The following is an 18,450-nucleotide window of genomic DNA, read 5'->3' on the forward strand; positions in this document are numbered from 1 at the left end:
GATGAAAAAAATTGTACATATCATATCCCACAGTCATTGGGATCGAGAGTGGTATTTACCTTACGAGCAACACCATATGCGTTTAGTTGAACTTATTGATGATCTTTTGGATTTATTTAAAACAGACCCAGAATTTAAAAGTTTTCATCTGGATGGACAAACCATTCCACTTGATGATTATTTAGCGGTTCGTCCTCATCGACGTCAAGAAGTTCTTGAGGCAACGCAATCTGGGAAACTAAAAGTGGGACCATTCTATATTCTTCAAGATGATTTTTTAATCAGCGCTGAGGCGAATACACGAAATATGTTGGTAGGACTTGATGAAAGTAAACAATGGGGAGAACCAGTAATGTTGGGTTATTTCCCGGATACATTTGGAAACATGGGACAAGCGCCACAATTGATGAAACAAGCAGATATTCATGCGGTTGCGTATGGACGTGGAGTAAAAACGACTGGATTTAATAATGTTGTTGTGGATGAGACTTATGTTTCCAATTACTCCGAACTTATGTGGGAAGGTGCAGATCAAACTGAAATTTTCAGTATTCTTTTTGCGAACTGGTATAGCAATGGTAATGAAATACCCGTTGAAAAAGATGCTGCCCAAGCGTTTTGGAATCAAAAACTTGCGGATGTTGAGAAGTATGCATCCACACGTCATCTCCTCATGATGAATGGTGTTGATCATCAACCTGTTCAAAAAAATGTTGCGGAGGCCATCCGCCTTGCGAACGAGCTATATCCAGACTATGAATTCATTCACAGTAATTTTGATGATTATCTTAAAGCTGTGATGGCTGAATTACCCAATGATTTGGGAAGGGTAAAGGGTGAGCTTACAAGTCAAGAAACGGACGGGTGGTATACTCTTGCGAATACGTCGTCGTCACGTGTTTATTTAAAACAAAAGAATACAGAAGTACAAAATCTTCTTGAACTTGTTGCGGAACCTCTCGCTACAATGGCAATGGAAAATGACTATCCACATGACATGCTTCGTTATGCGTGGAAAACATTAATGCAAAATCATCCTCATGACAGTATTTGTGGTTGCTCGGTTGATGCAGTTCATCGCCAAATGATGACCCGTTTTGAAAACGCTGAAGAAGTTGGAGTCTATGTCAAAGATCTCGCGTTGGATCATTTAGAGAAGCAAATGGATACATCGATGTTCCCAGAGAACAGTCGTCCATTTACAATTTTTAATACACTTGGAATCAAACGCTATGAAACAGTGACAATCACTCTTGAATTGGAGCGCTTAGACTTTAACCGCGAACAACCAGACCAGTTGTATAAGGAACTTGAAGCGAAAGTTCTTCCAAACTTATGTGTTCAAGATGAACAAGGACATAAGGTTGAAGCAGAAATATTAGATTCGTGGGTACAGTTTGATTATGACCTACCAAAAGATGGTTTCCGCGTTCCGCATATGTCCAAACGCGTTAAGGTGAGATTATCTTGTGAACTGCCGGCCCTAAGTTGGAAATCGTTTGTACTGGTTGAGGGAGAAAATACGATTGATTGCGCTGAAGAACTTATCGAAAAGAACGTGCTCGAAAATCAATTTTTAAAAGTGACCATTCATGAAAATGGAGCGGTTGATGTTTATGACAAAGCGAATCATAAGTCATACTTAGATGTCTTTTATTACGATGATGCGGGTGATATTGGAAATGAATACATTTTTAAACAACCTTATGGGGAGCAAACACTTACAAGTCGTAATGTTCAAGCGACAATTGAAGAACTTGAACGAAGTCCACTGGTTCAACGTGTCGCTATGACTCAAAATCTTGATATTCCTGTAAGTGCCGATGAATCTTTATTGTACGAACAAATTTCGGTTACAGAAATGCGCCAACGGAACGCTAAACGAAGTCTAGAAACAGCACCGCTCGCAATTACTACAGAATTCACATTAGAAAAAAACAGTCCGGTTCTAAAAATTGATACCCGATTTACAAATGAAATGAAAGATCATCGTTTGCGTGCTTGTTTTGATGTTGGATTTAAAACAACACATCATCAAGCAGAAAGTATCTTTGAAGTGGTTACTCGTCCTAATGCGGTAAGCAAATCTTGGGAGAATCCTTCGAATCCCCAACACCAACAAGCTTTCTGTGGTCTCTATACACACGGACAAGGCGTGGTTATTGGGAATATTGGTTTGAATGAATATGAAATAGTCAATAACGACACAATCGCTGTTACATTACTTCGAAGTGTTGGGGAAATGGGAGATTGGGGATACTTCCCTACACCTGAAGCACAATGTTTGGGTGATCATCATACGACACTCTATTTTGGATGTCATAACGATACGAATCGTGTGAATATGTATCAAACTGTGAAAGCAAAACAAGTTGGATTCCAAGTGAAGCAATGCAAGCATCATCAAGGAATTCTTGCCCCAACCCATACTTATCTAAGCTTAAAGAGTCAAAGAATGTGGATGACTGCTTTAAAACGTAAAGAGCATGGGAAAGATCCTATTGTACGTTTATTCAATATGGAATCGGAATGCAGTGATGCTTTGGAGGTTTGTCTGCCAAATCATACGGTGATGAAATCAGATGTTTTAGAACGAGATAACGGAGTTTTTGATGGCATCATAAAGCCGGCAGAAATTGTGACCCTTCGTTTTAAAAAGGAGGGACAATGATGAAACCGACCAATGATTTCAGTCTTCCAAAGCATTTCTGGTTTGGGGCAGCAACGTCTGCTCCCCAAACAGAAGGTGCAGCGGATGTCGATGGAAAAAGTCCAAGTACATGGGATATGTGGCATAAATTGGAACCAAATCAATTTGATCAAGAAATAGGACCAAATCAAACAAGTGATGTTTACCATCATTACCGCGAAGATGTGAAACGCATGCAAGCGATGAAATTAAATTCATTTCGCACATCCATTGCGTGGACGCGCCTTTTACCTGATGGTGAAACCTTAAATCAGAAAGCTGTCACATTTTATAGAGATTATTTCAGTGCCATGTTAGAAGCGGGTATTGAACCGGTGATTAATCTCTTTCATTTTGATATGCCTTGGTGGCTCATGGAAAAAGGTGGCTGGGAGTATGAGGGTATAAGCGATTCATTTGCTTACTATGCTTCAGTCTGTGTTGAGACTTTTGGAGATTTGGTCACATATTGGACAACGTTTAATGAGCCTATTGTGCATGTAGAGTGCAGTTATCTTTATGGATATCACTACCCTGCAATCCATGATTTTAAGAAGGCAATTCATGCGGGCTATCAAACAATCTTAGCGCATGCGAAAGCGATTCAAGCGATGCGCGCTGTGAAACCCGACGCCAAACTCGGTACAATTCTAAATTTAACGCCAGTCTATGGTAAAAGTGTTCAGGAAGAAGATTTGAAAGCGCAGGAAGCAGCCGACTTACTCAATACCAAAAGTTTTCTTGATGGTATGGTACTTGGAACCTTTTCCGAGCCCTTGAAGGCGTTACTCCTTGAACATGATTTAATGCCAGATACAAATCCTGAAGATTTAGAAATTATTTCCGATGTTAAACTGGATTTTATCGGAGTGAATTATTATCAACCGCGTCGTGTTCAAGCACCCACAACATCAAAAACACCTGCACAAGATCCAGAAGATCTCTATATTCCGTATATATGGCCCGAAAGAAGAATGAATCCCTATCGGGGATGGGAAATCTATCCAGAAGCATTGAGTGATATCGCAACGCTAATAAAAGATGAGTATCACAACATACCCTGGTACTTATCTGAAAATGGTATGGGTGTAGCAGATGAGATGCGTTTTGTCGATGAAGACGACGTAATTCAAGATGATTATCGTATCGAATTTATTTATGATCACTTGAAGGTTTTAGAACAAGCCATTGCGGATGGCGCAAATTGCTTTGGTTACCACTTGTGGACATTTGTGGATTGTTGGTCGTGGCTAAATGGTTATCGCAATCGCTATGGTTTTTATCGTATTGATCTTAAAACTCAAAAACGTTTTCCAAAACAGAGCAGTTTTTGGATGCGTGCGGTGATTGAACACCATCAAAAGGGGGAATAAGCGATGAAATATTTTGTATTTGATTGGGGTGGAACCTCTGTGAAATATGCATTATGGGATGGCGATACTTTAAGCGATCCAGGTTCTTTTAAAACCCCTTCCACTTGGGAACAACTGAAAAACGAGATGTTAGAACGCGTTAAACCTTACCAAAATACTGTTCAAGGTATTGCGATATCATCACCCGGAAGTGTTGATATCAAACAAGGTATTATTGGGGGCCTAAGTGCAATCGACTATATCCATAATTTTAAAATTGTAGAGGAAATGGAATCACTGTTTGGACTTCCTGTAAGCATCGAGAATGATGCAAACTGTGCAGCACTTGCGGAGTCTTGGCGTGGTGTCGCAAAAGACATGAAAAATCTTCTCTTTGTCGTGATTGGCACAGGCATTGGCGGTGCGGTCATTGTAGATGGTGTGTTGCAACGGGGGTCACAACGATTTGCGGGTGAATTTGGCTGCATGATTTTTGATGGTGAAAATACATGGAGTATGGCTGCGACGGCCGTACACATGGCTGAACGATACTGTCTACGCAAAGGACTTGAAATGGATGCATTAACGGGAGAAACCGTATTCCAACGTGCGCAGCACGATCAGATTGCTTTAGAAGAAGTCAATAAGTTTTATGATGCGCTTGCACTTGGTCTGTACAATCTTCAGTTCACATTAGATCCAAATTGTATTGTCTTAGGTGGTGGGGTATCAAAACATCCTGATTTAATTCCCGAACTAAATCAACGCATTAATCGCTTATTACAAGAGGCCCAACTTGATGAGCTAAAAATCAATCTCAAACCTTGTTCGTACCATAATGATGCGAATTTAATTGGCGCGGTAGCATCGCATTTAAGTCAATGTGGAGGTGAAAATCATGAAATATGCGATTAGTGTTGATATTGGAGGAACCAATACACGTGTGGCTTTAGTTGATGAAGCTGGAGCGATTCTTAAACGAAATATGTTTTCAACAGATTCAAATGATCCTAAAGCGAATCTTATGAAAATTCATGAAATTGTGAAGGCGTTTGACACACCTATCCTTGGAGTTGGGATGTCGTGTCCAGGACCCTTAGATCTAAAAAAAGGTATCGTATTGACCCCTCCTAATTTAACGGGATGGCACGGTTTTCCCTTAAAAGAATATGCGGAATCACTTTTCGATTGTCCAGTGTTTGTGGAAAACGATGCCAATCTTGCAGGCCTTGCTGAGGCATGTTTAGGTGCAGGGCAAGGCTGTGAAGTTGTTCAATTTTTAACGATAAGTACCGGAGTTGGCGGGGGTTTGATTATTAATCAGAACATATTCCAAGGCGCTCACGGTTTTGCGCAAGAAATTGCGAACATCATTCTTGTTCCTGGAGGACATCAATTAAAACCACTGATGCCTGGAAGCTTAGAATCAATGTGCAGTGGCACTGCAATACTAGCTCGTGCTCAAGCAGTGGGGCTAGATGTAAATCATGCAGGCGATGTGGTGACTTATGCGAAAAAGGGAAATCGTGAAGCACAAATCATTCTTGATGAAAGCAAAGAATACCTTGCAAATGCACTTGCGGGGATGATTGGCATGATTGACCCAGACATTATTGTTTTAGGAGGCGGTGTGGCACTGAAAATCGACGGATATGTTGAAGAAGTTTCACAGCGTGTTAAAGAAAAAGTTTATGAGGTTCAAAAAGAAAACGTACGAATCGAGAAAGCAAAACTGGGTGATGACAATGGCATCATCGGTGGCGCATTACTTGTGTTTAATTCACTTTCATAAGTGTTGTGGTTGGCCACAACACGTGACCAACCTTGAGGGAGGTTAATATGGCTGTAATTAAACTAAGTCCTGCATTTAAAGATTATCTTTGGGGTGGGACACGCTTAAAAGAAATGTATCAAAAACAAACAGATTTAGATATTGTGGCAGAAAGTTGGGAAGTATCGACACATCCTGATGGTCCCAGTTATGTTGTAAGTGGCGTGGATGAGGGCAAAACACTGACTGAATACATAAAATATTATGGTACCCAAATTTTGGGTACACATGCTCAAGATTTTGATTTCTTCCCGATTCTAGTTAAATTTATCGATGCGAAAAAGGATCTTTCGATTCAAGTACATCCAAATGATGACTATGGCCTCAAGCATGAGGGGGAATACGGAAAAACAGAAATGTGGTATATCGTTGAAGCAGAACCCGATTCCGCTATTTACTATGGAACCAAAAATAAAATCAGTCGTGATGATTTTGCGCAAGCAATTGAAGCGAATACGGTACTTGATGTTTTAAACCGTGTACCTGTTAAAAAGGGTGATGTAATCTTTGTGGAAGCAGGAACCATTCATGCCATTGGCGCAGGAATTGTTATCTGTGAAATCCAACAGAATTCCAATACAACCTACCGTGTTTATGATTATAACCGAAAGGATGTCTACGGTAATCTTCGTCCACTACATCTAAAACAAGCTTTAGATGTTTCAAACTTAAAACCACTGGATACCGACTTCAAACCCCAAGGCGACCTTGAAGTCCATAATAATTATCAAAAACAATGCCTTGTATCATGTCCCTACTTTCAAACTTCAAAAATGAATCTATCGGGTGCTTTCGAGTATGTTGTAGGTCCGGAGAGTTTTGAAGCGTGGGTCGTATTAGAGGGGTCGATGGATGTGATTCATCAAGAACAGAAACTATCCCTTCTACCAGGAGAAACACTCTTCCTTGAGGCCAATACAAAGGATATCCACATTTCTGGAACAGCAACATGCTTATCAATATCTGTTTAAAGTGCCGTGTGCACTTTTTTTATTGGGGTATCTCAAAGCAGGAATGTTTAGAAACTGCTATACTATGAAAGTATGGTTGTTGGAGGTAAATATGAGTAAACCAATTAATGTATATGTTATTAGACATGGAAAAACGATTTTTAATAATTATGATCGCATGCAAGGGTGGAGTGATACCCCTTTACTTGAAGAAAGTGAAGTGCTTGCACGTCAATTAGGAAAAAACTTGAAAACAATTAATTTTGATGCAATTTATTCAAGTGACAGCGGTCGTGTATACCAAACGCGTGATTGTATTGCGGAAGGTTACGGCCATGCTTTACCAATGCAAGCCGACCGTCGATTCCGTGAATTCTTTTTTGGTCATTTTGAAGGGGTTCCGGTTGTGGAATTGTGGAATAAAATCGCAAAGGATCGCGGGTATGATAACTTTGAACACTTACAAAAAGAAGTGAATATGATTGATCGTCTCGACTGGATTCATCAATTTGAAGATTGTGGTGCGGAATCTGCCGCTGATTTTGAAAAACGCATAGTAGCGGGTCTTGATGATGCATTGGAAGATGCACGAAAACAAGGCTATGAAAACGTGATGCTTGTTTGTCACGGTGCGGTTTGTGCACAACTGTTTAAGTTGTATACAGAGGGTGTCTGGCTCAATCGAAGTCCAGAAAATCTAAGTGTCTCAAAACTTGTGTGTGACGAGGACTCGCGTATTTTTGAGTTTGTAAACAATACTCAAATTTTGAACCAATTGTAATGTAACTTATTTTTAATTATAATAAAAACAAAGAGGTGAAAGAATGAGTAAGCATTCTATGCACAGAAAACTAAAACTCAAACCCGTAACCATTGATGATATCGATCAGTTTAATGAATTGTTGCGGTATGTATTTCAAGTTACCGGGGAAGAAATAATCAGTTCGGGATATGAAGACGAAGATGAAATTGTACGTGCGAAACGTCCAATCTTGAGTCAAGCTGATGTTTTTGGTTGGTACAACCAAGATGAACTCGTATCGCAAATCGCAATCTATCCCTGTGAAGTGAATGTCCATGGGACCTTGTATCAAATGGGTGGTATTACAGGTGTTGGAACGTATCCTGAGTATGCCAATATGGGTCTTGTTCGAGAATTAATTCAAAAAGCATTGGAATCCATGCGTGAGAATAAGCAATACATTTCGTATTTGTATCCTTATAGTATTCCATTTTACCGACATAAAGGTTGGGAGATTATTTCCGACCAAATGTCCTTTACCCTTAAAGACACTCAACTTCCAAAAACCGTTCCTGTCAAAGGACATGTTGAACGATTAGAAATTGATGACGAGGATGTTTATCGTGTCTATGATCAGTTTGCACGAAATAACCATGGGGCCATGATTCGTGACCGTTTAGCGTGGGAGGAATACTGGCGCTGGGAAAATGAAGAAGATCGTTTTGCTGCGGTTTATTATAATGCGGATGAAGAACCCACCGGATTATGTTTTTATTGGATCTCGGATGAGATTTTCAATATTAAAGAGATGATTTTTATTAACCAAGATGCGCGTAAAGGTATTTGGAATTTTATTGCAGCTCATTTTTCGATGATTGAATCTGTGAGTGGTAAAAATTATTCGGGAGAACCGATTGCATTTTACTTAGAGGACAGCGATATTGTGGAAACAATTCAACCGTACTATATGGCTCGGATTGTGGATGTAGAAGGATTTCTTCGTAATTATCCTTTCGCGGATGTTTGTGAACCCTTTCATTTTGTAGTGGAAGATCAAGCAGCACCGTGGAATCATCGTATTTTCGGAATTAATTGGGATGAGGAGGAGCACATTGTCATTACGTCTGAACCGATTGGGCCTGAAATTCAATTGGATATTGGGGCTTTGACGACCTTATTAATGGGATATAAATCCGTATCCTATCTGTCACGACTGGGACGTATTGTGGGCTCACAACGAGCGCTGAGAAATTTATAACGCATTGTTGTATCTGACCGTGTATATTTTTCGGATTACTTTTAAACAAATAGAAAATAAAGAGGCAAATTATGAATTGTGTTTTTGATATTGATGGAACCATATGCTTTGACTATATGAATGTAAGTGAGGAAGGGACACAGCTCTTGGAGAAGCTTGAGGAAGCAGGCCATCACGTAATGTTTGCATCCGCAAGACCGATCCGTGATATGTTGCCCGTTCTTAAAGAACGTTATCGAAACTATACGTTAATTGGCGGTAATGGGTCAATTATTTCTCAAAATAATCAGATTGTGGATGTGTGTTTATTTGAACCCACTTTATTAAAGTCAATTATGGAAGTTTTGGAAGATGAATCGGTAGTCTACTTGGCGGATGGGAAATGGGACTTTAGTTATAATGGGGATGGATCTCATGAATTGATGCAATATGTTAATCGTGGAAATCTTGGAAATAACGTTTCTTTTGAAACTTTGGATGGAGTCATGAAATTGATTGTTTTAGAAGCGGAAGATATGAATCGTGTTCATGATCGTCTCAGTGATTTGCCGGTTTCTTTTTATCGGCATGAATCCACCGATACTTTAGATATTCTCGCGTTTAAAACGTCCAAATATGATGCGCTAAAACGCTTGGGAATTGATGATTATATTGCAATGGGAAATGATGTTAATGACATCGAGATGCTCGATCATGCCAATCCCGGAATTATGATCAACTTTAATGAACGCCTTGCACCTTATGCAGATTATCAAGTAGATTATGATGAACATTATCTTAATACCATTTTAGAAATTATTGAAAATCATAAAAAGACAGTATAAACTGTCTTTTTTTTTGACGTTTAGAACATAATACTAATGTTTTATAACATTGCACCATGAAATTCGTTGGGAACTCCTAAAATTAAGATAAAAAAGGGGTGGATGCATTGAATTGTAAACAATTAAAAAAACGGATTAAAGATTATAAAGTGCTGGCTCTGCTCATTCTGGTGGGATTGATGACGGTAACATGGTTGGGATGGGAAAATCGCCCAGCGCAAATGCGTTCAGCCCGTTATACCAATGTGCAAAACTATGAAACCATCACGGGATCCTATGACTTTACCGATACATATACTTATTTTGAGTCATTGGGTGCTCCAGTCTCGCAATCACTTTTCAAACTGGAAAAACCCTACACCTATAATGCCAATAAAGTTGATGTTGTTTTTCAAGGATATGAACTTGTTGAACTTGAACAAGCAATTCAGATTGGAACTGCATCACGAACGGCAAAAACAAAACGGTATTTGATTATCCATGTAGTTATAGAAAATCACCAACAAGAACCAATTGTGGTGAAGAATTTTCAAAATTTCAATTTTGAACGGGATTATCTTACCGCGATTAAAACCGATGCCAGTTACCCAAATTTAAATTGGACCAGTGCATCTGCAACGGGCGGGCAAATTACGATACAACCCGAATCGTCCCAAGCAGGAGATCTCTTGGTTGCGTTGAGTCCGACTCATTATGCCAATCTCTTTATGGATGGCGGCATTAAAGTGGAGTCGCCTGAAATCGATTTTGAAGATGACTTATCGGATGATCGCTTGTTTGAAAGTTATCGTCAATTGGATCTTCCGATTGCTGAAACCGAAGTTGCGAAAATCTATGATACATCAGCTGCATTACCGACAAACATGCTGCGTTCAGCGAATGGTCATGGTGTGGTAACTGAGCAATATTTACCCGATGTTACGTTTAAATCTGAGGACGGACTTTTATCCGCAACGTTGGAACGTATCGATTTTATTAATGCTGAATACAAACCATCCTACCGTGAAGGAAGACGCTACGCGGAAAAAGGGGTGCAACGGTCTATGGTGTATCGGGTCCGATTTGAAAATCACGGTACCCGACCAATCCAGGTGACTGATTTACAAACGGCACTTGAATCGGTCAATACAGGGCGTAAACGTTCGAATTATCCAGCATCAAGTCGAAGCTTCATTAATCCAAATGAACCGAAAGAAGTTTTGTATGAATTGGAAGAACACAGCAATTCTGTCATGAAAATCAATAGCGGGGATCAACTCGAATTCACCGTTGTATCAGAGAGTAACCGCACCTTATTAACGGGAACCTTTACACTAGAAAAATAGGAGGCTTATTATGGCATTAATTGATATCGTTAAATATGAAGGAAATCAAGATATCTTCGCTTGGAAATATCCAGGCGATGAACTCACAACATTTACACAACTTATTGTGAATGAATCACAGGCGGCAGTTTTATATAGAGAGGGCGTTGCCTATGATGTTTTTGAAGCAGGAAGACATACCTTAGATACCGCAAACATTCCGCTTTTAAATAAAATCGTCAACCTACCTTTTGGTAAGAAATCGCCATTCAAGGCTGAAGTATGGTTTGTTAATAAAGCACATACACTTGATATTAAGTGGGGAACAACATCACCCATTCAAATTCAAGATCCTAAGTATGGGATCTACGTGCCTTTAAGCGCATACGGTCAATTTGGAATTACGGTCAACGATCCAAAGGCATTTCTCATAAAACTTGTTGGAACGTTAAAAAGTTTTGGTCGTGATGAAATTATTAACTATTTTAGAGGATTTTATAACACGCATGTGAAAGATGCAATTTCTACCTACCTTGTGGAAAAACGTATTACCGTGCTGGAGTTGAATGCATATCTTAAAGAACTTTCAGAATACGTTAAAGAACAAATGCAGCCAACATTTTCTGAATATGGAATTGAACTCTTAAATTTCTATATTGCGGATATCAGTGTTCCAGATACTGATGCTGCGGTTATGCGTCTTAAAGAAGCACTTTCAAAACGTGCTGAGATGGATATTGTTGGATACGACTACAAACAGGAGCGTTCTTTCGATACATTGGTAGGTGCTGCGCAAAATGAAGGAAGTTTGGGTAGTGTTATGGGGGCTGGAATGGGATTAGGTCTTGGCGCAGGTCTTGGTAAAACGATGAGTGAAACCATGGGCACGCTAAGTGTTGATGTGGATACGTCGTGTCCTCATTGTGGTGCGAAAGTCATGGACTCGGATAAGTTTTGTGGGACATGTTCCGAAATGCTTAATCATGAAGAAAAACAATGTCCTTGATGTCATGCAGACCTCAAGGATGCTTCGCAAAAATTTTGCCATGAGTGCGGAATCCAACTTCAAAAACAATGTCCATCATGTGACGCACTGTTAACAAATAATGCGAAATTCTGTGGATCATGTGGAAAGAAGGTTGATGACCATGAATAAAAACTATAATATCATCGGATTAATTACCGTGCTTGCGACGATTTTGATTGGATATCTCAGTGGGGTGATTACCGAGATATCGTTTATCTGGATTTTAACTACTGAGGTTGTTTTCTTTTTAATCACCGGGTTTGTGGGTACGATGAAGTCAACATTCTTAAAAAGCAGTATCACGACCATCACAGCACTCTATGCACTCTTATCAATCAGTTATACACTTATCGTAGCATTTCTTATTCATCAAGCAGACCAAACCCTTTTAATTGGTCAAATTGTGATTCATGCACTTCTTATCATCTTACTTTTAATTGTTAAGCATAAAGCTGATCGCTTGGAAATGAAATAGACTATGCAATTTAAAAAAATAACTATTAACCCCAAAACAAGACTTTATCAACGCAAAACAGGACGTTTAGTGTGGGGTGTTGTGCTGTTTTTCTTTGGACTTTTCGGATTGGTCACGGAAGTGCAAGATGCATACCGATATGATTACAGTGGAATGATTCTTGGTGTTGCATTTATGTTTGGTGGCTTGGCGATGGTTTATTCCGCAACCAAATCAAACTTAAACTTAGAACGATATCTCGCATACAATCAACTTATCTTTAAAAAAGGAATTTTTTCGATTGATACCCTTGCGCGATCAATGGATCAAACATATCAAGAGACTTTACAAGATTTAGATCAACTTGTACGAAAAGGTTATCTTCAAGATATGAGTGTTAATCGTGATTCAAAAATGATTGAAGGTTTATTTGTCTCAAATTATAAAGCGCGCGTCCAGTCGAAGATGATTCGCTGTCCTGGGTGTGGTGCTTCAAATGAAGTAATCCAACATGAAACCATTCCTTGTGAATATTGTGGACGTAAATTAAAATACACAGATGCATAAAAAAAACGTTCGGGCTGATGCCGGAACGTTTTATTTTTGTTTAGTTGTAATGAAGGGACCATCTTTCGTAATGGCGAAAGTATGTTCATATTGACAGCTAAGACATCCGTTATTGGTACGGGCAGTCCAGCCGTTATCGTCTAATTTCGCATAAGGTGTGCTCTCATTAACAATCGGTTCTACCGTAATCACCATGCCTTCTTTGAGCTTAGCACCTGTTCCGTAAACACCGACAAAAGGAACCATGGGCTCTTCGTGAATGGTAGGACCCAGCCCGTGTCCTGAAAAATCCAATGACATCTTATAACCGAATTGTGTGATGTATTCATCCATGGCTGCACCGATATCACCAACACGATTGCCAACTTGGGCTTGTTCGATGCCGATGTAAAGTGCTTTTTCAGTAACTTCCATTAATTGTTTTACTTCTGGACTTGGATTATTTCCAACACAGTATGCCCAACATGAATCGGAAAGAAATCCATTAAGATCAACACAAAAGTCTACCTTAACGAGATCGCCATCTTTCAATTTTTTATGGGTAGGAAAGCCGTGACACATTTCGTCATTTACACTACAACATGTTGCGTATTTATAACCTTCATAACCGATTTGGGCAGCAACGCCACCGTTGTCCTCAATCATTTTTTGTACAAATTGGTCGATATCATGTGTTGATATTCCTGCTTTAATAAAGTCTCGTAAAGCCTCATGAATGGATGCGAGTAATTGACCGGATTGATACATACCGTCAATTTCGCGTTTTGATTTAATCGTAATCATAGATACTCCTTTTTTACTTATATTTCTATTATACGCTTAATTTGAAATAATTAAACCGCGTGGCAAAACGGCGCGTTGTGATATCTTGGTGATAAATTTGATAAAAAATGATAATTAATTTAATATATGTATAGAAATGGAAGATATTCCGGTAATGATTTTCAACAATGTGAAATTTTAAATATATTTTACAAACTCGTTGATTTTGTAAGGGATTTCGGCTATAATCCATATGCGTGCAACTATATTTCGCATATAGGCATTAGCGACTCGAAATTTTTTTCGTGAGCTCTTGTTTTCAGCGAGGATAGTTGTTTTTTTTGTTGCAGGAGCTCTAGTGTAATCCAGGAAGAAGGAGATGAACGTATGAAGAATCAGTTCAAAGTAGTTCGAGCATTCACCCATAATATTGTCTTTGCCCAACTTGATAAGTATGACTATATCTTGATTGGTAAGGGCATCGGCTTTGACGCTAAGAGCAAAGCGGTCATCGATGAGGAATCTGTCACAAGTTTTTACCGTATTCAAGATTTAGATAAAATGAGTCAGTATGAAAAGATCGTTATGAACACGGATGATCAGGTATTGCTCGTTACGGAAGCGGCAATTGCTTATGCGGAAAAAACCCTTAATTATAAATTTGATGAATCGATTCATATCTCATTACTCGATCATATTAATTTTGCGATTTATCGTTATCATAATCGCGTTAAGATGAGCAACTTCTTCACCGAGGAATACTATCTTATGTATTCTGAGCTTTATGATATTTCAAAACATATGGTTGAAATGATCAATGCCGAATTGGATGTAGAACTCCCTCATTCTGAGGTTGGCTCGGTAATTCTCCATTTACATGCTGCCATGCATCAAGGTAAGGTTTCAAACAGCGCCTTTTATGCTCAGGTGATTACTGCATCCGTCGACTTTATCAACAATCGTATTCCAGAAGAATTCACTCAAAATAGTGTGGGAAAAGCACGTTTAATTACACACCTCAAATTTGCATTTAAACGTTCAGAAGATAATGTAACCCTTACGAATCCATTGATTGATATTCTACGTGAACGGTATTGTGAAGCCTATGAAATCTCTGAAGATCTTGCATTAATGCTTGATCAAGAGTTTAATATTCAACTTCCTGAATCAGAAATTGGTTATATTGCACTACACATTTACAATTTACAACACTCTTAGTGTTGAGGAGGTTAGATTATGTTAGAAGCTGTGAAAGGCGGACTTATTGTTTCTTGTCAAGCACTTGATGGGGAACCGTTACAAAGCTCGATGATTATGGGTCGTATGGCGATTGCTGCAAAGGCAGCAGGTGCTGTAGGGATTCGAGCTCAAGGGGTTAATGATATCAATGAAATTAAAAAGATGGTAGATTTACCGGTCATTGGTATTATTAAGAAAAACTATGAAGGCAGTGAAGTGTTCATCACTGCAACACATCAAGAGGTTGAAGCACTTCTTGAAACGGAATGTGAAATGATTGCACTTGATGCAACAAACCGTGTTCGTCCCATGGGCGTGAAAACGGAAGACCTCGTCAAACAAATTCATGATGGTGGACGTCTAGCAATGGCAGACTGCTCAACTCTTGAAGAAGTCATCGAGGCAGAACGTATTGGTTTCGATTGTGTTTCATGTACACTTGCAGGCTACACATCGTATTCTAAAAATATTGATGGACCGGATTTTGAACTGGTAGAGAAGATGGTTCAATCGGTAAAGGTTCCCGTAATTGCGGAAGGGAAAATACATTATCCCGAGCAATTAAAACGTATTATGGATTTAAAGGTTCATAGTGCTGTTGTAGGGGGTGCCATTACCCGTCCTCAAGAAATTGCGACACGCTTTATAGAAGCGATTAAGGAGAAATAATGTTTAAACAACTACAAAAAATTGGTAAATCATTTATGTTGCCAATTGCAATCCTTCCAGCTGCTGGATTGCTCTTAGGGATTGGTGGAGCACTATCAAACCCAAATACTGTAGCAGCTTATCCATTTTTAAATCAACCAATCTTACAGGCTGTATTCCAAGTTATGTCTGCAGCCGGAAGTACTGTATTTGGAAATCTTGCATTACTCTTAACAATTGGTCTTTGTGCAGGTCTTGCGAAAAAAGATAAAGCAACAGCGGTTTTAGCGGGTGTTGTTGGTTATCTTGTCATGAATGGAACCATGACGGCGCTTCTTGGGATTTTTAGTCCTGAAGGGGCAGCGATTGATACTGGTGTTATTGGTGGTATTGTAATCGGTAGTGTTGCGGTATATTTCCATAACCGATACCACAATATTCAATTGCCACAAGTTCTTGGATTCTTTGGAGGATCCCGTTTTGTGCCAATTATTACTTCGTTTGCAGCAATTTTTGTAGGAGCCGCATTCTATCTTGTTTGGCCTCCCTTCCAACAACTTCTTGTAAGTTGCGGGGACTTTATTGCTACTTTAGGTCCTATCGGAACATTCCTTTACGGATTCTTAATGCGTTTATGTGGTGCTGCAGGGCTTCACCACATGATCTATCCAATGTTCTGGTTTACAGAGCTTGGTGGTGTTGAAGTTGTAAATGGTGTTTCTGTAGCGGGTGCTCAAAAAATATTCTTTGCGCAACTTGCAGATCCAAACCATGTCGGTCTTTATACACAAGGAACGCGATTCTTTGCAGGTCGTTTCGCAACGATGATGTTTGGTTTACCTGGAGCATGTCTTGCAATGTATCACTGTGTACCGAAAGATAAAGCCAAACAATATGGTGGTTTATTCTTAGGTGTTGCACTTACATCATTTATTACAGGGATTACAGAACCGATTGAATTTATGTTCTTATTTGTATCTCCAGTCCTTTATGTAATTCACGCGTTCTTAGACGGTGTATCCTTCTTAATTGCGGATGTTCTTCGTATTTCAATTGGGAACACATTCTCAGGTGGATTTATTGATTTCTTACTCTTTGGAATCTTACAAGGGCAAGCTAAAACACACTGGCTCTATGTCTTACCAGTAGGGGCACTTTGGTTTGTAATTTATTACTTTGTATTCAAGACATATATCTTGAAATTCAATGTACCAACACCAGGTCGTGGTGAAGATGAGGCAGCTCCAGAAGCAGCGGTTACAACGAAAGATTCATTAAAAGATGACTCCATTAAGATTATTGAATATCTTGGTGGTCAAGAAAATATTGAAGATGTTGACGCATGTATTACACGTTTGCGTGTAGCGGTAAAATCTCAAGATAGCGTAAACAAAGAAGGTTTAAAAGCACTTGGTGCTACGGATGTACTTGTGGTTGGAGATGGCATTCAAGCGATTTATGGCGCGAAAGCAATTCTCTATAAAAATAATATTGTTGATATCTTAGGTATTGACGAGTAGGTTTCGTTACTAACATAAGTACGAGTTTGAACAGAATTTTTAAAATATAAATGGAGGTTCACCATGTTTGAACGATTTAAGAAAAAAGAAGAAACAATGAAAGCATTTGGAACTGGAATTGCACGTTCATTAACGTCGGTTCCAGATCAAGTCTTTTCTCAAAAAATGATGGGTGATGGTTACGCAATCGAACTTACAGATGGTGAAATTGTTGCGCCAATGAGTGGAGAGGTTACGATGATTTTTCCTACAGGTCATGCATTCGGTATTCTAACGGATTCGGGGCTTGAGGTTCTCATACACATTGGTATTGATACGGTAGAATTAAAAGGTGAAGGATTTCATGCTGTAGTACAACAAGGTGATAAGGTGAAACAAGGCGATGTCTTAACGCATGTTGATATCGACTTTGTGAAAGCACAAGGCAAATCCTTAGTAAGTCCTTTTATCTTTACATCAGGACAAACCATTACACTTCATAAAGAAGATGAAGCTGTTGATCCCTCAACAGCAGACCTTCTCACAATTCAATAGATAATATACACAACTCGTTTCATCGACAATCGTTGAAACGTGTTTTTTTGTATAAAAATATCACACGTTCTTAACTAAAATTTCGTGCTAACTTTGTATAATCTTACAAAAAGGAGGGTCATGATGAGAACGTTTAAACGACCTCTGACACGTGTTTTAAACAGGTATCTTCTAAGTGCTCTAATAATCTTTGTTTTTTTAAGCGTGCTTACATTGATCCTTCAAAACCAAACACGCCTTGATTGGGCCAATGTTTTAGGCATCTATGTATCTCTTGGTGGGGTTGTCTCTATTTTGTGTATTTACTTTATTATTCTTAAGGATGCCATTCGATTTGAACTGGATGATACCCGTATTATTTCGTACCAACTCTTTCGTGTCAAAAAACGTTATGATTTTAATGACTATCACATTACTGTACAGGATTCAGAAATGACGCTCCGCTTTGAAAATATGCATACCTTTAAAAGTGACGTGATTCATTGCCAACCGTTAGGTCATGCTGTATTTAAGAAATTAGTCGATCATTTACCCCATGATTAAAGATAAGACAATTGGATGCAATCGTATGCTTGATCCAAACGTTGGTCCTAGTAAAAAACGTAACCGTATGGCTACGTTTTTTTCTTTTATCAAATCTCAACCGCACCACTTTTACTTTTATTAAAGTCTATCTCATAGGCCGTTTTGAAGTCAAATATTTTTCGCGGCATTGAGTTAATTTTGAAGCAAATATCATCAAGATATTG

At 39.0% G+C, this 18,450-nt stretch carries 18 protein-coding genes and 2 pseudogenes; 18 read left to right on the forward strand and 2 right to left on the reverse strand.

Annotation, left to right across the window (positions count from 1 at the left end; genetic code table 11):
- The first annotated feature begins 1 nt into the window (after window position 1).
- The 13 genes and pseudogenes from EPJ89_RS05205 (at window position 2) to EPJ89_RS05260 (ending at window position 12,998) form a co-directional block, all read left to right on the forward strand.
- Entirely contained in the window at window positions 2–2,671 is a 2,670-nt protein-coding gene (locus tag EPJ89_RS05205) for an alpha-mannosidase (RefSeq protein WP_200549165.1), read from the forward strand.
- Window positions 2,671–4,062: a glycoside hydrolase family 1 protein gene (locus EPJ89_RS05210; protein WP_200542976.1), complete on the forward strand. Its 1,392-nt coding sequence runs from the start codon at window positions 2,671–2,673 to the stop codon at window positions 4,060–4,062. Before EPJ89_RS05205 ends, EPJ89_RS05210 begins: the two co-directional genes overlap by 1 nt.
- A gap of 3 nt (window positions 4,063–4,065) precedes the next feature.
- Entirely contained in the window at window positions 4,066–4,956 is an 891-nt protein-coding gene (locus EPJ89_RS05215; protein ID WP_200549167.1) for an ROK family protein, read from the forward strand.
- A complete protein-coding gene (locus tag EPJ89_RS05220; RefSeq protein WP_200549169.1) occupies window positions 4,940–5,833 on the forward strand; it encodes an ROK family protein in 894 nt (297 codons plus the stop codon). The genes EPJ89_RS05215 and EPJ89_RS05220 overlap by 17 nt, the downstream gene beginning before the upstream one ends.
- Before the next feature lie 47 nt (window positions 5,834–5,880).
- Window positions 5,881–6,843, forward strand: coding sequence for a type I phosphomannose isomerase catalytic subunit (locus tag EPJ89_RS05225; protein WP_200542969.1), 963 nt, complete (start codon window positions 5,881–5,883; stop codon window positions 6,841–6,843).
- A gap of 91 nt (window positions 6,844–6,934) precedes the next feature.
- Window positions 6,935–7,603 (forward strand): histidine phosphatase family protein, encoded by a 669-nt coding sequence (locus EPJ89_RS05230; RefSeq protein WP_125164115.1) that lies wholly within the window; start codon window positions 6,935–6,937, stop codon window positions 7,601–7,603.
- 43 nt (window positions 7,604–7,646) lie between these two features.
- Complete coding sequence (locus tag EPJ89_RS05235; protein ID WP_200549171.1) at window positions 7,647–8,822, forward strand: GNAT family N-acetyltransferase; 1,176 nt, start codon at window positions 7,647–7,649, stop codon at window positions 8,820–8,822.
- A 71-nt stretch (window positions 8,823–8,893) separates the two neighbouring features.
- On the forward strand, window positions 8,894–9,646 hold the full coding sequence (locus EPJ89_RS05240) for an HAD-IIB family hydrolase (RefSeq protein WP_161636958.1): 753 nt from the start codon (window positions 8,894–8,896) through the stop codon (window positions 9,644–9,646).
- A 98-nt stretch (window positions 9,647–9,744) separates the two neighbouring features.
- A complete protein-coding gene (locus EPJ89_RS05245; RefSeq protein ID WP_200549172.1) occupies window positions 9,745–10,971 on the forward strand; it encodes a hypothetical protein in 1,227 nt (408 codons plus the stop codon).
- Between the two features lie 10 nt (window positions 10,972–10,981).
- Window positions 10,982–11,956 (forward strand): SPFH domain-containing protein, encoded by a 975-nt coding sequence (locus EPJ89_RS05250; protein WP_244660809.1) that lies wholly within the window; start codon window positions 10,982–10,984, stop codon window positions 11,954–11,956.
- Window positions 11,957–11,968: 12 nt separating this feature from the next.
- A pseudogene (locus EPJ89_RS08780) lies at window positions 11,969–12,106 on the forward strand (double zinc ribbon domain-containing protein); the annotation flags it as partial.
- The gene (locus EPJ89_RS05255; protein WP_200549173.1) at window positions 12,099–12,452 is read left to right on the forward strand and encodes a hypothetical protein; all 354 of its coding nucleotides are present in this window, start codon (window positions 12,099–12,101) and stop codon (window positions 12,450–12,452) included. The pseudogene EPJ89_RS08780 and the gene EPJ89_RS05255, both read left to right, overlap by 8 nt.
- Before the next feature lie 3 nt (window positions 12,453–12,455).
- Entirely contained in the window at window positions 12,456–12,998 is a 543-nt protein-coding gene (locus EPJ89_RS05260; RefSeq protein ID WP_125164120.1) for a hypothetical protein, read from the forward strand.
- 30 nt (window positions 12,999–13,028) lie between these two features.
- Here EPJ89_RS05260 and map read toward each other — a convergent pair whose 3' ends face one another.
- The gene (gene map / locus EPJ89_RS05265) at window positions 13,029–13,781 is read right to left on the reverse strand and encodes a type I methionyl aminopeptidase (protein WP_125164121.1); all 753 of its coding nucleotides are present in this window, start codon (window positions 13,779–13,781) and stop codon (window positions 13,029–13,031) included.
- Between the two features lie 366 nt (window positions 13,782–14,147).
- Here map and EPJ89_RS05270 point away from each other — a divergent pair, with 366 nt between their 5' ends.
- From EPJ89_RS05270 to EPJ89_RS05290, 5 genes are all read left to right on the forward strand, one after another.
- Window positions 14,148–14,978: a PRD domain-containing protein gene (locus EPJ89_RS05270; RefSeq protein ID WP_161636963.1), complete on the forward strand. Its 831-nt coding sequence runs from the start codon at window positions 14,148–14,150 to the stop codon at window positions 14,976–14,978.
- Window positions 14,979–14,996: 18 nt separating this feature from the next.
- Complete coding sequence (locus EPJ89_RS05275) at window positions 14,997–15,668, forward strand: N-acetylmannosamine-6-phosphate 2-epimerase (protein ID WP_200549174.1); 672 nt, start codon at window positions 14,997–14,999, stop codon at window positions 15,666–15,668.
- Window positions 15,668–17,167: a PTS transporter subunit EIIC gene (locus EPJ89_RS05280; RefSeq protein WP_161636965.1), complete on the forward strand. Its 1,500-nt coding sequence runs from the start codon at window positions 15,668–15,670 to the stop codon at window positions 17,165–17,167. Before EPJ89_RS05275 ends, EPJ89_RS05280 begins: the two co-directional genes overlap by 1 nt.
- A gap of 63 nt (window positions 17,168–17,230) precedes the next feature.
- Window positions 17,231–17,701, forward strand: coding sequence for a PTS sugar transporter subunit IIA (locus EPJ89_RS05285; RefSeq protein ID WP_161636966.1), 471 nt, complete (start codon window positions 17,231–17,233; stop codon window positions 17,699–17,701).
- Between the two features lie 123 nt (window positions 17,702–17,824).
- Window positions 17,825–18,244 (forward strand): hypothetical protein, encoded by a 420-nt coding sequence (locus tag EPJ89_RS05290; RefSeq protein WP_125164124.1) that lies wholly within the window; start codon window positions 17,825–17,827, stop codon window positions 18,242–18,244.
- An 89-nt stretch (window positions 18,245–18,333) separates the two neighbouring features.
- Here the strand turns inward: EPJ89_RS05290 and EPJ89_RS05295 are convergent.
- Window positions 18,334–18,450, reverse strand: a pseudogene (locus EPJ89_RS05295) (IS30 family transposase); the annotation flags it as partial.

It is taken from the genome of Erysipelothrix sp. strain 2 (EsS2-6-Brazil) (assembly GCF_016617625.1).
Lineage (GTDB): Bacteria > Bacillota_I > Bacilli_A > Erysipelotrichales > Erysipelotrichaceae > Erysipelothrix > Erysipelothrix piscisicarius.